At 42.4% G+C, this 15,121-nt stretch carries 9 protein-coding genes, 3 rRNA genes and 1 riboswitch; of the genes, 3 read left to right on the forward strand and 9 right to left on the reverse strand.

Annotated elements, in window-relative coordinates; all coding sequences use genetic code 11:
- Positions 1-58: 58 nt before the first annotated feature.
- A riboswitch (Lysine riboswitch) is annotated at positions 59-229 on the forward strand.
- Between the two features lie 121 nt (positions 230-350).
- The 3 genes from C7K43_RS07435 to brnQ all read left to right on the forward strand — a co-directional run bounded on the left by C7K43_RS07435 (position 351) and on the right by brnQ (position 4,303).
- Positions 351-1,946: an ABC transporter permease subunit gene (locus C7K43_RS07435; protein ID WP_124006295.1), complete on the forward strand. Its 1,596-nt coding sequence runs from the start codon at positions 351-353 to the stop codon at positions 1,944-1,946.
- Between the two features lie 10 nt (positions 1,947-1,956).
- Positions 1,957-2,691 (forward strand): amino acid ABC transporter ATP-binding protein, encoded by a 735-nt coding sequence (locus C7K43_RS07440; RefSeq protein ID WP_124006296.1) that lies wholly within the window; start codon positions 1,957-1,959, stop codon positions 2,689-2,691.
- Positions 2,692-2,953: 262 nt separating this feature from the next.
- Positions 2,954-4,303: a branched-chain amino acid transport system II carrier protein gene (gene brnQ / locus C7K43_RS07445; protein WP_124006297.1), complete on the forward strand. Its 1,350-nt coding sequence runs from the start codon at positions 2,954-2,956 to the stop codon at positions 4,301-4,303.
- A gap of 208 nt (positions 4,304-4,511) precedes the next feature.
- On the opposite strand, the gene C7K43_RS07450 is transcribed toward brnQ, so the two are convergent.
- The 9 genes from C7K43_RS07450 to mutL form a co-directional block, all read right to left on the reverse strand.
- On the reverse strand, positions 4,512-4,880 hold the full coding sequence (locus tag C7K43_RS07450; protein WP_124006298.1) for a hypothetical protein: 369 nt from the start codon (positions 4,878-4,880) through the stop codon (positions 4,512-4,514).
- Between the two features lie 20 nt (positions 4,881-4,900).
- Positions 4,901-5,359 carry a low molecular weight protein-tyrosine-phosphatase gene (locus tag C7K43_RS07455; protein ID WP_124006299.1) on the reverse strand — a complete coding sequence of 153 codons (459 nt, stop codon included), beginning with the start codon at positions 5,357-5,359 and terminating at the stop codon, positions 4,901-4,903.
- A gap of 23 nt (positions 5,360-5,382) precedes the next feature.
- The gene (gene ruvB, locus C7K43_RS07460; RefSeq protein ID WP_124006300.1) at positions 5,383-6,390 is read right to left on the reverse strand and encodes a Holliday junction branch migration DNA helicase RuvB; all 1,008 of its coding nucleotides are present in this window, start codon (positions 6,388-6,390) and stop codon (positions 5,383-5,385) included.
- Positions 6,391-6,426: 36 nt separating this feature from the next.
- Complete coding sequence (gene ruvA, locus C7K43_RS07465) at positions 6,427-7,017, reverse strand: Holliday junction branch migration protein RuvA (protein WP_124006301.1); 591 nt, start codon at positions 7,015-7,017, stop codon at positions 6,427-6,429.
- A gap of 105 nt (positions 7,018-7,122) precedes the next feature.
- On the reverse strand, positions 7,123-7,560 hold the full coding sequence (gene msrB / locus C7K43_RS07470; RefSeq protein WP_124006302.1) for a peptide-methionine (R)-S-oxide reductase MsrB: 438 nt from the start codon (positions 7,558-7,560) through the stop codon (positions 7,123-7,125).
- A 120-nt stretch (positions 7,561-7,680) separates the two neighbouring features.
- Positions 7,681-7,797, reverse strand: a 5S ribosomal RNA gene (rrf, locus tag C7K43_RS07475).
- Between the two features lie 85 nt (positions 7,798-7,882).
- Positions 7,883-10,801: ribosomal RNA gene (locus tag C7K43_RS07480) — 23S ribosomal RNA — on the reverse strand.
- A 232-nt stretch (positions 10,802-11,033) separates the two neighbouring features.
- Positions 11,034-12,589 (reverse strand): 16S ribosomal RNA (locus C7K43_RS07485).
- Together the 16S, 23S and 5S rRNA genes form the textbook arrangement of a ribosomal RNA operon.
- Before the next feature lie 482 nt (positions 12,590-13,071).
- Complete coding sequence (gene mutL / locus C7K43_RS07490; protein WP_124006303.1) at positions 13,072-15,114, reverse strand: DNA mismatch repair endonuclease MutL; 2,043 nt, start codon at positions 15,112-15,114, stop codon at positions 13,072-13,074.
- Between the last annotated feature and the right edge of the window lie 7 nt (positions 15,115-15,121).

Below are 15,121 nucleotides of genomic sequence, written 5' to 3' on the forward strand. Positions count from 1 at the left end.
AATGTCCCTTTTTTCTTCTAAAATCAGAGCGAGTTGAAATTTGAATAAAAGATACCTTTGAACAGGTAGAGGTCGCAAATTTCATTAACCCTGTGGAGTGGAGCAGCACGTAGAAACAGGACTAGGGAAATTGGCCGAAACGATTTTTTCTTGCTTGAATCAATCGTTGGGACGCAAGTAAACAGCTTGCGTACTGTCTTAGCACAAGCTAAGGTGCGCTATGTTTTGTGAGAAGTTTGTTGACAAAATGTCTGCAGTCGTTTTCCAATCATGGAGTACGACTGTTTTTTCTTTATATTGCTTGTGTGTTTTCAAAATTCATCACTCAAAAAAAGAGGGAGAATGAAAACATGAAAAAAAATTATTGGCTATTATTAGTGTCTTTATTTATGGTGTTGTTTGGCGCCACAGCGATAGCAAACGCAGATGAAAAAACCCCTGATGATCAGTTTAGGGTAGGAATGGAAACTGCTTATGCGCCTTTTAACTGGACACAAACCAACGATCGTAATGGAGCTGTACCTAAAAGCGGTGATTCGAATTCTTATGCTGGAGGATACGATGTCCAGATGGCTAAAAAAATTGCCGAAGGAATGGATAAGGAATTGGTCGTTGTCCCAATTGAATGGGATGGTCTTGTACCAGCCTTAAATTCTGGTCAAATTGATGCAATTGTTGCTGGAATGTCGCCAACCGAAGAACGTCGTAAAGAAATCGACTTTACCGATCCTTATTATGAATCAGATTTAGTTGTTGTCACACGTCAAGACAGCGATTATGCGGATGCAAAATCGCTTGATGACCTTAACGGGGCACAAATTACTGCGCAACTAAACACTTTCCACTATTCTGTAATTGATCAAATCCCCGGAGTAGATAAGCAACAAGCACAAAGCGACTTTTCTGCTATGCGGGTAGCTTTGTCCTCGGGAATTATCGATGGCTATGTCAGCGAACGCCCCGAAGGTGTCACTGCAACTAATGTCAATGATGATTTGACAATGGTTGAATTCGATGAAGGAGAAGGCTTTGAAACAGCCCCAGAAGACATCCAAGTGGCTGTGGGTATGCGCCAAGACGATCCTGATTTAAACCAAGTCAATGACATTTTAGGTGGCATTCCAGAAGATGAACGAACTCAGATTATGGACCAAGCAGTAGAAGATCAACCCTCTTCGTCCGATAGCGCAGATGGAGAAGAAGAGTCTAGCGGATTGCTAGCTACATTCAAAAATATCATATCAGAATACGGGATGCTCTTCTTAAGAGGCGCCGGTTTGACGCTGGTCATCGCCATCTTCTCTACCATCGCTGGGACTATAATTGGTTTATTAATTGGTATTTTTAGATCGACACCAGAATCAGAAAGTCCCCTTTTACGTGCCTTGCAAAAAATTGCTAATGGAATTTTGCGTATCTATATTGAAGTTTTCCGTGGTACGCCGATGATGGTACAAGCAATGGTCATCTTTTATGGGGTAGCTTTGCTATTTTCTATCGATATGAATCGTACAATCGCTGCTTTATTAATCGTGTCTGTCAATACAGGCGCTTATATGTCTGAAATCGTACGTGGTGGCATTTTTGCGGTTGACGAAGGACAGTTTGAAGCTGCTCAAGCGATTGGTATGACACACGGACAAAGTATGCGTAAAGTCATTTTACCTCAGGCGATCCGTAACATTTTACCTGCTATTGGGAATGAAACAGTTATCAATATCAAGGATACTGCTGTTTTAAGTGTCATCAGTGTAGGGGATCTTTTCTTCCAAGGAACCGCGGCGGCCGGAACGAACTTACTATTTTTCCAAACCTTTACGATTGTAGGAGCAATTTATCTAGTCATGACCTTAACAGCTACCGGATTATTGCGACTAATGGAAAAGAAAATGGACGGTCCCAATTCTTATAATAAAATAGAAGAAACGACTACAGGACACGAATAGGAGGTCACACATGACAGCAATTATCGAAATTAACCATTTAAAAAAGAATTTTGGCGAAAATGAAGTATTAAAAGATATTTCTACTACAGTTAATAAAGGGCAAGTGCTATCCATTATCGGAGCTTCTGGCTCAGGGAAATCGACCTTTTTACGATGCATCAACTTATTGGAAAAACCGACGGGTGGACAAATCCTTTATAAAGGCGAAAATGTGCTGGAAAAAGGATATAGCCTACCAAAATATCGTACCCATCTAGGCATGGTGTTTCAATCTTTTAACCTATTTGCCAACATGGATGTACTAGAAAATTGTATGACTGGACAGACCACTGTTTTAAACAGAAAGCCAGAGGAAGCTAAAAAGATTGCACTAGAAAATTTAAAAAACGTAGGCATGGAACAGTTTGTCTCTGCCAAACCTGCTCAATTATCTGGTGGACAAATGCAAAGAGTAGCGATTGCTCGCGCCCTTTCTATGAACCCCGACGTTCTACTTTTTGACGAACCAACTTCAGCGCTTGACCCGGAAATGATTGGTGAAGTATTAAAGACTATCCAAGACTTAGCTGAAACAGGTCTAACTATGGTTATTGTGACACATGAAATGAGCTTTGCTAAAGACGTTTCTGATCGAGTGATTTTTATGGATCAAGGCGTGATCGCCGAGCAAGGAACTCCTGAAGAAATATTTGATCATCCAAAAGAAGTTCGAACGCGAGAATTTTTACACCGAATCCGTAGTTAAATCAATAGGAACTGAAGATAAGAGATCCCGGCAATGTGAATTTTACAAACGAGTGTTGGCTTGCTTTTGCCACTACTCGTTGTAAAAGATGCAGACGTAAGCAATTTTACATGGATCATTGCTGGAAAGTATCGATTGTCCCAGTTCCTATTTTTTTGAAAATAATTTAGAAAATTAAAAAGATTTTTTCACTTTATAATTGCTATTTCTAATTGATTTTGTTAAGTTGTTAGTTATAATATTGTGAAAGAAGTTGGTTGATTTGAAAAAGAAGCTATTATTTAGAGATTATTTAACCATTGGTTCCATGCTCTTCGGCTTGTTTTTTGGCGCAGGAAATTTGATTTTCCCAGTCCATTTAGGCCAAGAAGCTGGAGCAAATATTACCGCAGCTAATTTAGGTTTACTAGCTACAGGTGTCGGCTTACCTTTTTTAGGAGTTATCGCGATGGGCGTTTCGCAAAGTAGCGGGGTATTTGAGTTGTCCTCACGAGTTAATAAACCTTATGCCTATATTTTTACTATTTTGCTTTATCTCGTTATCGGACCTTTTTTTGCTCTGCCGCGTTTGGCCACAACTTCTTATGAAATTGGGATCGCACCACACGTTCCTAGTGGGCAACAAGGTCTTGTGTTAGCGATTTTTAGTGTTTTATTTTTCGTTACAGCCTGGTGGTTTTCTAGAAAACCCTCGAAGATTCTTGATTATGTCGGTAAATTTTTAAACCCAATCTTTTTAGTTCTATTAGCTATTTTACTGATACTAGCATTTGTTAATCCGTTAGGAGGAGTCGCTAGCGCTCCTGTACATCCAGACTATTACAGTGGTGCTTTTTCAGGTGGATTTATTGAAGGCTACAATACCTTAGATGCGCTCGCTTCATTAGCGTTTGGTATTTTGATCATAGAAGCAATTAAAAATCGCGGAATCAAAGAACCTTCGACCATTGCCGTCGATACTATAAAATCTGGTACCATTAGTATTGTTTTAATGGGGATTATTTACAGTCTTTTATCTTATATGGGGACTATGAGTTTAGGTGAATTTCCTGTCAGTGAAAATGGCGGAGTTGCTTTAGCCCAAATATCTCAATATTATTTAGGCACCTATGGCAGTATCGTATTGGCGCTGATTGTTATTGTTGCTTGTTTAAAAACGGGAATTGGTTTGATTACCTCATTTTCTGAAACTTTTTCTGGGTTGTTTCCTAAATATAAATATTTATTTTTTGCAACACTCGTTAGTGCTATGGCTTGTTTATTTGCTAACGTTGGTTTAACCAAAATCATTGAATTAGCCACACCTGTCTTAATGTTTTTATATCCTTTGGCAATGACTTTGATCATTTTAGCGATTATTGGACGACTATTTAATAATGATCGTCGAGTATACCAAATTACTACCTTATTTACTTTGATTGCTTCAATTATTGACGGTTTGAATGCCGCTCCGCCAGCAGTAAGTCAAACGGGGATTGCCCAAACCTTCATTCAACTAGGCGAACAATACTTCCCGCTATTTTCAATTGGTATGGGATGGGTATTACCAGCTTTAGTCGGATTTATTATTAGTTTAGTCTGGTATGCAATTACCCGACATAAACATGCTTAACGCTCAACTATTTTATCCACCAGAAAAACTGGTGGGTATTTTTTTACAAAAAAATACCCGTTGGCGACGTAACCAACGGGAACGGAGTAAATAAAAAGTGAAAAAGTTGTTTAAGTTTACCTTGCAACTATGATTACAGTATAAAAGATAGTTATGAAGAAATTATGACTAAAAGTTATTGAAAATTATAATTTGTGCAAGTCTTACATTATCTCGCAAGTTTTACATTTTTTCCGCTAGGAGATAAAATACTAACTTTATCAATCATATTAAGAGAAATCACGCGTATTAATTGCGGATTGCTTTTTAATTTTATAGCAATTTGATCTTTATTTGTATTCTTACCTACAGTCCAACCGACAAGCACTTCAAATTTATCCACTTTTTCAGTTTTTAACTGTAGTATTAATAAACTATTTTGTAACCCAGCTTCTTGTAATTTGGCATGAATATTTGCCAAATTTTCTTTTTCAACACGTTTATCATGGTCATCGCTTAAAAAATTATCTAACAATGTAGTAGAATATAACAGAATAAATTTTCCTAGTTTATTTAAAACTTTAGGCTTTTTTTCCATAAGTTATCTCTCCTTTACATTTAAGCTTCTTCTTTAAAGCGGTTTAACCATGGCTTAAGTCCTTCCATCAGCATTCGATAGGTCTTTTCAAATTGACCAGAATACCATGGATCAGGAATTTCCTGCTGTTGTTTTCCTTTGACGACTTCCATATACAAATGAACTTTATCAGCCATTCCCTGTGGTGCGCGGTTGATTAAATCAGCCACATTTTGGTCATCCATCCCGATAATCCAATCGAACATATAATAATCTTCGCTAGAGATAGGCCGCGAACGCATGTTAGTAAAATCAACGCCTTCACGTTTTAAAATGGCTTGGGTACCAGGGTGAGGCAGGTTCCCTTCTTCCCAACTACTAGTACCTGCTGAATCTACTTGTAATATGTATCCTCTTTCTTTACTGTATTGCTTCATCAAACCTTCCGCCATTGGGGAGCGGCAGATATTTCCTAAACAAACAAATAAAACTTTTGGCATATACTTCTCCTTTATTTTACTTCTTAGTCTAATTTATCCTGGTAAGGATAATGGAAATGTTCATAAGAGCGAATGGTAGCAATTCTACCTCTCGGCGTACGCTTTAAAAATCCTTTCTGAATCAAAAAGGGTTCATACATATCTTCTACTGTCTCTTGTTCTTCACCTATATTAACCGATAATGTACTCAATCCAACAGGTCCGCCACCATATAATTCAATCATCGTCTTAATTAATTTTTGATCAATATAATCTAGCCCTGCACTATCAACCTGCAATAGCGATAAAGCCCTATCCGCAATTTTTTGATCAATCACACCATCTGCTTGTACTTGAGCAAAGTCACGAATTCGTTTTAATAAACGATTGGCAACCCGCGGCGTACCACGAGATCGTCTTGCAATCTCAACTGCTCCTTCTGTAACAATTTCTGTTTGAAAAACAGTCGAAGACCGTAAAACAATTTCTTTCAGATCTTTTTCCTCATAGTATTCCATATGAGAGATAATACCAAAGCGATCTCTTAATGGGGCAGAAAGCATCCCTGCTCTGGTTGTGGCGCCGATCAAGGTAAATGGCGGTAAAGGAAAATGAACTGGATGAGCAGTTGTCCCTTGCCCTACCATAATATCTACATAAAAATCTTCCATTGCTGAATACAACATTTCCTCGGCTACCCGAGGCAATCGATGGATTTCATCTATAAATAACACATCGCCTGGTTCTAATTCATTCAATGTTGCAATCAGATCCCCTGGTTTTTCGATAGATGGGCCACTTGTAGTGCGTAAGTGAACTTCCATCTCATTAGCAATTACCATGGCCATTGTTGTTTTTCCTAAACCAGGTGGGCCATACAACAGTACATGGTCAAGAGCTTCCTCTCTATTCTTGGCTGCCTTGATATAGATCGTCAATTCGTCTTTTACTTTGTCTTGGCCAATATATTGCGATAAAAATTGGGGGCGCAAAGATTTTTCATAAATTTCTTCTTCTTGGTTTGCATTTGGCGAACTTATTCGTTCTGTCATATCACCCCTCCTTCCGTTTAAAAAATAAAGTGATAATTATTTTTTCATCATTACTTTCAATGCCATCCGCAAATATTCATCGGTAGTCATTGGTTCTTCTTGTTGCAATATTTTATAAACTTTCTTGATTTCCTTATCAGTATAACCTAAAGCTTGTAAAGCTTCCATTGATTCATTTAGCGCTGGATTTTCTTGTGTCTGTGTCGTATTTTTATTTGTCGTTGGCGCTTCTTCCAGCTTACCTTGCAAATCTAAAATTAATTGCTGGGCAGTTTTTTTACCGACACCAGGAAATTTTGTCAAAAAAGTGATATTGGAAGATTCAATTGCTGTGATTAGCCCTTCGTGGTCTTCATTTGCCATAATTGCCAGCCCACTCTTAGGTCCGATTCCAGAGACACTAATCAAACGTAAAAATAATCTTTTTTCTTCCAACGTGTTAAAGCCATATAATGTATGCGCATCTTCTCGAATGACTTGATGAACAAAAACTTTTATTTGTTGATTCATTTGATCACTGTATTGATAAGGGTTTCCTACAGCGATTAGGTAGCCAATACCATTATTTTCTATAACGATATAAGCAGGATGGATCTCTGTTAAATTTCCAATTATATATTCGTACATAATTTTTCCTTTCTGCACGTATGTTCCCTTATTATAACACAAACCATAGTAAAATAAAAAATCCGCTTTAAATTAAAGCGGATTTTTTATAAGGGCCTTTCTTAGCTATTCTACATATTTCACGTAATCGCCATATCCCTTTTTGTCCATGTCATTTAAAGGGACGAACGTTAAAGCAGCTGAGTTAATACAATAACGCAAACCACCTTCTTCTTTTGGACCATCATTAAAAACATGACCTAAATGCGAGTCTGCTTGGCTACTTCTTACTTCCGTCCGTGGTTGTGCTAAAGTAAAATCAGCTTTTTCTTGGATACTTGAACCAGGTATGGGTTGAGAGAATGACGGCCAGCCGCAACCAGCATCATATTTACTCGATGAAGCAAAAAGTGGTTCTCCACTTACCACATCTACATAAATTCCCTTTTCATAAAAGTCATCATATTTTCCAGAAAAAGGGCGCTCTGTCCCATTTTCTTGTGTTACTTCATAAGCAGTAGAGGAAAGCTGTTCTTTTAAATCTTTTTTCGTATATTCAGACATTTAATCACCTTCTTTAGCTACATTTTCTCTTGTTTAAGATAATTTGTCTAATTTTTTGCATTTTCTGCTTTATCTTACGACACAAAAAAAGAACTCCGTTATCGGAGTTCTTTTTGACTTGCGTGGCGACGTCCGACTCTCACAAGGGGATAACCCCTCACTACAATTGGCGCTAAGAAGCTTAACGACTGTGTTCGGCATGGGAACAGGTGTCTCCTTCTTGCGATCGCCACCACACACAAAATCATGTTGAGTGAACCTTTCGTTCTCTCAAAACTGGATGAAAAACAACCGCCATTTGCAACCGAAAACCCTTGAACCTGTGGTTAAGTCCTCGATCGATTAGTATCCGTCCGCTCCAACCCTCACGGGTCTTCCACTTCGGACCTATCTACCTGATCTTCTTTCAGGGATCTTACTTTCTTTGAAGAAAGGGGAAATCTCATCTTGAGGGGGACTTCACGCTTAGATGCTTTCAGCGTTTATTCCTGCCCTACATAGCTACCCAGCGATGCCGTTGGCACGACAACTGGTACACCAGCGGTAGGTCCATCCCGGTCCTCTCGTACTAAGGACAGCGCCTCGCAAATTTCCTACGCCCGCGACGGATAGGGACCGAACTGTCTCACGACGTTCTGAACCCAGCTCGCGTGCCGCTTTAATGGGCGAACAGCCCAACCCTTGGGACCGACTACAGCCCCAGGATGCGACGAGCCGACATCGAGGTGCCAAACCTCCCCGTCGATGTGGACTCTTGGGGGAGATAAGCCTGTTATCCCCAGGGTAGCTTTTATCCGTTGAGCGATGGCCCTTCCATGCGGAACCACCGGATCACTAAGCCCGACTTTCGTCCCTGCTCGACTTGTCTGTCTCGCAGTCAAGCTCCCTTCTGCCTTTACACTCGTTGAATGATTTCCAACCATTCTGAGGGAACCTTGGGGCGCCTCCGTTACCTTTTGGGAGGCGACCGCCCCAGTCAAACTGCCCATCTGACACTGTCTCCCGCCACGCTAAGTGGCGCGGGTTAGAGTGGCCATAACGCAAGGGTAGTATCCCACTGATGCCTCCTTCGAGACTCGCGTCCCGAATTCTACGGCTCCTACCTATCCTGTACATGCGGTACAGACACGCAATATCAAATTACAGTAAAGCTCCATGGGGTCTTTCCGTCCTGTCGCGGGTAACCTGCATTTTCACAGGTACTAAAATTTCACCGAGTCTCTCGTTGAGACAGTGCCCAAATCGTTACGCCTTTCGTGCGGGTCGGAACTTACCCGACAAGGAATTTCGCTACCTTAGGACCGTTATAGTTACGGCCGCCGTTTACTGGGGCTTCAATTCGTACCTTCGCTTACGCTAAGCACTCCTCTTAACCTTCCAGCACCGGGCAGGCGTCAGCCCCTATACGTCATCTTACGATTTTGCAGAGACCTGTGTTTTTGATAAACAGTCGCTTGGGCCTATTCACTGCGGCTGCTCGTTAGAGCAGCACCCCTTCTCCCGAAGTTACGGGGTCATTTTGCCGAGTTCCTTAACGAGAGTTCGCTCGCTCACCTGAGGATACTCTCCTCGACTACCTGTGTCGGTTTGCGGTACGGGCCATTGCCTTCTTGCTAGAAGTTTTTCTTGGCAGTGTGACGCCAGAACTTCGGTACTTAAATTTCCCTCCCCATCACAGCTGGTCGTTGACAAGAAAAAGCCTTTCACTCTTTCTACGACTCACTGCTTGGACAGACCTTTCCATTCGTCTGCTTTCTTTTGCCTCCTGCGTCCCTCCATCACTCAAATGAAGACAACAGGTACAGGAATATCAACCTGTTGGCCATCGCCTACGCCTTTCGGCCTCAGCTTAGGTCCCGACTAACCCTGGGCGGACGAGCCTTCCCCAGGAAACCTTAGTCTTACGGTGGACAGGATTCTCACCTGTCTTTCGCTACTCATACCGGCATTCTCACTTCTAAGCGCTCCAGCAGTCCTTACGATCTGCCTTCTCTGCCCTTAGAACGCTCTCCTACCAATGCACCTAAGGGTGCATTCCACAGCTTCGGCAGTATGTTTAGCCCCGGTAAATTTTCGGCGCAGGGTCACTCGACTAGTGAGCTATTACGCACTCTTTCAATGATGGCTGCTTCTGAGCCAACATCCTAGTTGTCTGAGCAACCCCACCTCCTTTTCCACTTAACATACATTTAGGGGCCTTAGCTGGTGGTCTGGGCTGTTTCCCTTTCGACGATGGATCTTATCACTCACCGTCTGACTGCCGAGGCAAAATGAATGGCATTCGGAGTTTATCTGCATTCGGTAACCCGAAAGGGGCCCCTCGTCCAAACAGTGCTCTACCTCCATCATTCGTTCCTCGACGCTAGCCCTAAAGCTATTTCGGAGAGAACCAGCTATCTCCAAGTTCGTTTGGAATTTCTCCGCTACCCACACCTCATCCCCGCACTTTTCAACGTACGTGGGTTCGGTCCTCCAGTGCGTTTTACCGCACCTTCAACCTGGACATGGGTAGATCACCTGGTTTCGGGTCTGCGTCGACTGACTCAAAGCGCCCATTTCAGACTCGCTTTCGCTGCGGCTCCGTCTTTTTACGACTTAACCTCGCCAGCCAACGCAACTCGCCGGTTCATTCTGCAAAAGGCACGCTATCACCCATTAACGGGCTCTAACTTGTTGTAAGCACACGGTTTCAGGATCTCTTTCACTCCCCTTCCGGGGTGCTTTTCACCTTTCCCTCACGGTACTGGTTCACTATCGGCCACTAGGGAGTATTTAGCCTTGGGAGATGGTCCTCCCGGTTTCCGACGGCATTTCGCGTGTGCCGCCGTACTCAGGATCCGTTAAAACAAGTTGCCGGCCTTCGCCTACGGGGCTCTTACCCGCTCTGGCGGATCGTTCCAGATCCTTTGGCTGCCCTTTTTCTTGTGCTGTTAACGTCCTACAACCCCAAAATGCAAGCATCCTGGTTTGGGCTCTTCCCGTTTCGCTCGCCGCTACTCAGGGAATCGAGTTTTCTTTTTCTTCCTGCAGGTACTAAGATGTTTCAGTTCCCTGCGTCTACCGCTTGCCTGCTATGTATTCACAGATCAAGCCACATTCGATTAAAAATGCGGGGTTTCCCCATTCGGAAATCTCTGGATCCCAGCTTACTTACAGCTCCCCAGAGCATATCGGTGTTGGTCCCGTCCTTCATCGGCTCCTAGTGCCAAGGCATTCACCGTGTGCCCTTTTCTACTTAACCTTACTCGACCTTGCGGTCGAGGGACCAACGATGGTTCTATACTTTTAGCGATAAAAGCCCATCGATGGCCGCTTTTTTTTGAACTCTTTCAAAAACGCGTTCAACGCGATTCTCGGTTGGTGTTGATTGTTGTTTTTCTATCCAGTTTTCAAAGAACCAAAGTTTGAGAGTAAACCTCTCAAAACTGAACAAAGCGCAAACGATGTGTAAAACTTCCGTAATTTTTCCTTAGAAAGGAGGTGATCCAGCCGCACCTTCCGATACGGCTACCTTGTTACGACTTCACCCCAATCATTCATCCCACCTTAGGCGGCTGGCTCCTCTAATGAGGTTGCCGCACCGACTTTGGGTGTTACAAACTCTCGTGGTGTGACGGGCGGTGTGTACAAGGCCCGGGAACGGATTCACCGCGGCATGCTGATCCGCGATTACTAGCGATTCCGGCTTCATGCAGGCGAGTTGCAGCCTGCAATCCGAACTGAGAGAAGCTTTCAGAGATTCGCGCGGCCTTGCGGCTTGGCTTGCTCGTTGTACTTCCCATTGTAGCACGTGTGTAGCCCAGGTCATAAGGGGCATGATGATTTGACGTCATCCCCACCTTCCTCCGGTTTGTCACCGGCAGTCTTGCTAGAGTGCCCAACTGAATGCTGGCAACTAACAATAAGGGTTGCGCTCGTTGCGGGACTTAACCCAACATCTCACGACACGAGCTGACGACAACCATGCACCACCTGTCACTTTGCCCCGAAGGGGAAACGCGATCTCTCGCGTGGTCAAAGGATGTCAAGACCTGGTAAGGTTCTTCGCGTTGCTTCGAATTAAACCACATGCTCCACCGCTTGTGCGGGCCCCGTCAATTCCTTTGAGTTTCAACCTTGCGGTCGTACTCCCCAGGCGGAGTGCTTAATGCGTTAACTGCAGCACTGAAGGGCGGAAACCCTCCAACACTTAGCACTCATCGTTTACGGCGTGGACTACCAGGGTATCTAATCCTGTTTGCTACCCACGCTTTCGAGCCTCAGCGTCAGTTACAGACCAGAGAGCCGCCTTCGCCACTGGTGTTCCTCCATATATCTACGCATTTCACCGCTACACATGGAATTCCACTCTCCTCTTCTGCACTCAAGTGATCCAGTTTCCAATGACCCTCCCGGTTGAGCCGGGGCTTTCACATCAGACTTAAATCACCGCCTGCGCTCGCTTTACGCCCAATAAATCCGGACAACGCTTGCCACCTACGTATTACCGCGGCTGCTGGCACGTAGTTAGCCGTGGCTTTCTGGTCAGCTACCGTCATAGAAAAAGCATTGCCTCTTTTTCCTGTTCTTTGCTGACAACAGAGCTTTACGATCCGAAAACCTTCTTCACTCACGCGGCGTTGCTCGGTCAGACTTTCGTCCATTGCCGAAGATTCCCTACTGCTGCCTCCCGTAGGAGTCTGGGCCGTGTCTCAGTCCCAGTGTGGCCGATCACCCTCTCAGGTCGGCTATGCATCGTTGCTTTGGTGAGCCGTTACCTCACCAACTGGCTAATGCACCGCGGGACCAGCCATCAGTGACGCAAAAAGCGCCTTTTAGCTTTCTTTCAGGCGAAAGAAAGCCTTATGCGGTATTAGCACCTGTTTCCAAGTGTTATCCCCCGCTGATGGATAGGTTCCCCACGTGTTACTCACCCGTCCGCCACTCCGCTTCAAAAGAAACCGAAGTTTCGATCGAAGCAGCGTTCGACTTGCATGTATTAGGCACGCCGCCAGCGTTCGTCCTGAGCCAGGATCAAACTCTCATCTTGAATTTGATCGATCAACACCGTTGATCGTTTCAGCTCTTGTTACTTTTACGCTTGCGTCTTGCTTGCGTTGTTGTTAATGTTTGTTGCTTCTTTTAGAAGCGCCCTACACATTGGTTCGTTTGCTTGCTTTGTTCAGTTTTCAAAGGTCTACTTAATCGTTGCTGTGTTAGCTTAATAATACTATCACTTTTCCAACACATTGTCAAACGTTTTTTATTTTTTCGAAATAAGAATTTTAACAACGCTTTGTTGCAACTTAGTTATCATAACAGCTGATATATTATTTGTCAACTACAATTCAACTATTTTTCTAATAAAATTTTAAATAACTATTTGAAAGAAATAATCTAGTTGTTTGCGACAACGTTGAATACTTTACCACGTACTACATTGAAAAGTCAATCATAAATTTTCATTATTTCTTTTCATTTTTGAAATGCTGTAAAAAGAAAAGACAGCCTAATATATAAGCTGTCTTTTTTTCAAGCTTCTGCTGAACGATGGGGATCCTGAATACGTTTAAACATTCTTTCCATATCGTAATTATCAAAATGAATCAGTACTGGTCTTCCATGTGGGCAATTAAATGGGTTTTCACATTTTGCCAAATCTTTCAATAGTGCCTGTGCTTGAGGTTCATTTAAATAATGGTTGGCTTTGATTGACCTTTTACAGCTCATCATAATGGCAGATTTTTCACGAAACTTATGCACGCTTACTTCACCTGTAGTTAACAACATATCAATCATTTCTCGCGTAATTTCTTCCTCTTGTCCTTGCGGGTACCAAGTAGGATGAGCTCGTACAATAAAACTATTGGCACCAAACTCTTCTAAATAAATGCCGACTCCTTGTAATAGTTCAGCTTGTTCTTTTAAACGAAGAGCATCACTATTAGGATAGTCAAGTACAATCGGAACCAACATTTCTTGTAAATCTTCGGACACTTCTCCGATTTTTTTTCGGAAATATTCATATTTAATACGCTCTTGAGCAGCATGTTGGTCAATAATATATAATCCATCTTCACTTTGCGCAAATAAATACGTTCCATGCATTTGACCAAAGTATTCCAGTTGTGGGAAACGTTTTTCCGTTGGTTTTTCATCAATCAGCTTTTCCATCATCTGCCGGTTTTCTTTTTGATGGATATTTAATTCTGGGTGATCAGCCAGTGTTTCTTGCGTCTCTTTTTCAGGATACGCTTGTTCTTTTTCCACAGCCTCGGCTGAGGCATTTTTACTTTCAAGCGTATCTGCTTGACGATAAAACGTTGATGTATCAGCATCCGAAATGGTGTGCTCATAATTTTCATCAACTTTTCCACTTTTGTCCCCAGTTTTATCCACAGAGTTTTCCACAGGCGCATTTGCTGTTTCATTTACATAAAAATCACCCGTTTGTTTATCATAAGCTAAACTTGCATTTTCATTATTTTTGGCTTCTGCAAAATCCATTGACAGTTGTTGCGCTTTTTCCTGTTCATTATCTTCCCTAGAAAAGCTCAAATTATCAGCAGCATTAGGAATGAGGTTTTCTTCTCTTAGCCGCTCATTGATCGTTTTAGAAAGCAAGGCCGTCAATTCTTGTTCTTTTGATAAACGTACTTCCTGTTTAGTAGGATGAACATTGACATCTACTAATAACGGATCCATTTCGATTTCAACAACTGCAATTGGAAAACGTCCTACCATCAACTTCGAACCATAGCCATTAACAATTGCTTTATTTAACGCAAAATTTTTGATATAGCGTCCATTAACAATCGTTGATAAATAATTACGGTTGGCCCGAGTCACTTCGGGTAAGGTAACATATCCCTTGATTTTAAAATCCAAATCTTCCGCTTGGATTTCACGCATTTTCTTAGCAGTCTGCACACCATAAATTCCAGCAATCGTCTGTTTCAAATCACCATTGCCAGAAGTTGCCAACATTTGATTTCCTTCATGGACTAAGCCAAAGGCGATATTGGGATGACTTAAGGCTAAACGATTAACAATATCCCCAATATGAGCCAACTCAGTTTGCAATGTTTTGACATATTTTAAACGGGCCGGGGTATTATAAAAGAGGTTTTCCACCACAATTTTAGTACCTTGACGTAAAGCAGATGGCTGTTTGTCTTCGATTTCTCCCCCTCTTAGATAAAGATAAGTACCTTGTGCAGCATTTTTGGCCGCTGATTCAAAAGTGATTTCAGATACTGAAGCGATACTAGGCAAAGCTTCGCCGCGAAATCCCAGTGTTCGAATCCGAAATAAATCATCACGGCTGTGAATTTTACTTGTCGCATGACGTTTAAAGGCATTCTCCGCATCTTCTGGTTCAATACCTTCGCCGTTATCTGTAACCTGAATCTTTTTTAAGCCTGCTTCTTCGAGTAAAATATCAATCTGCGTACTATTGGCATCGATCGCATTTTCAATTAATTCTTTAACCACCGATGCTGGACGTTCAACAACTTCTCCAGCCGCGATTTGATTTGTAAGTCGTTCGGATAGCTCCTGGATTTTATTCTCCATTTACTTC

Source organism: Tetragenococcus koreensis, assembly GCF_003795145.1.
Classification (GTDB): domain Bacteria; phylum Bacillota; class Bacilli; order Lactobacillales; family Enterococcaceae; genus Tetragenococcus; species Tetragenococcus koreensis.

Bases quoted from the DNA above. Each gene is read 5' to 3' on its own strand.
- C7K43_RS07435 (WP_124006295.1), top strand. From the start codon at position 351: ATGAAAAAAAATTATTGGCTATTATTAGTGTCTTTATTTATGGTGTTG.
- C7K43_RS07440 (WP_124006296.1), top strand. From the start codon at position 1,957: ATGACAGCAATTATCGAAATTAACCATTTAAAAAAGAATTTTGGCGAA.
- C7K43_RS07450 (WP_124006298.1), bottom strand. From the start codon at position 4,880: ATGGAAAAAAAGCCTAAAGTTTTAAATAAACTAGGAAAATTTATTCTG.
- C7K43_RS07455 (WP_124006299.1), bottom strand. From the start codon at position 5,359: ATGCCAAAAGTTTTATTTGTTTGTTTAGGAAATATCTGCCGCTCCCCA.
- ruvB (WP_124006300.1), bottom strand. From the start codon at position 6,390: ATGACAGAACGAATAAGTTCGCCAAATGCAAACCAAGAAGAAGAAATT.
- ruvA (WP_124006301.1), bottom strand. From the start codon at position 7,017: ATGTACGAATATATAATTGGAAATTTAACAGAGATCCATCCTGCTTAT.
- msrB (WP_124006302.1), bottom strand. From the start codon at position 7,560: ATGTCTGAATATACGAAAAAAGATTTAAAAGAACAGCTTTCCTCTACT.
- mutL (WP_124006303.1), bottom strand. From the start codon at position 15,114: ATGGAGAATAAAATCCAGGAGCTATCCGAACGACTTACAAATCAAATC.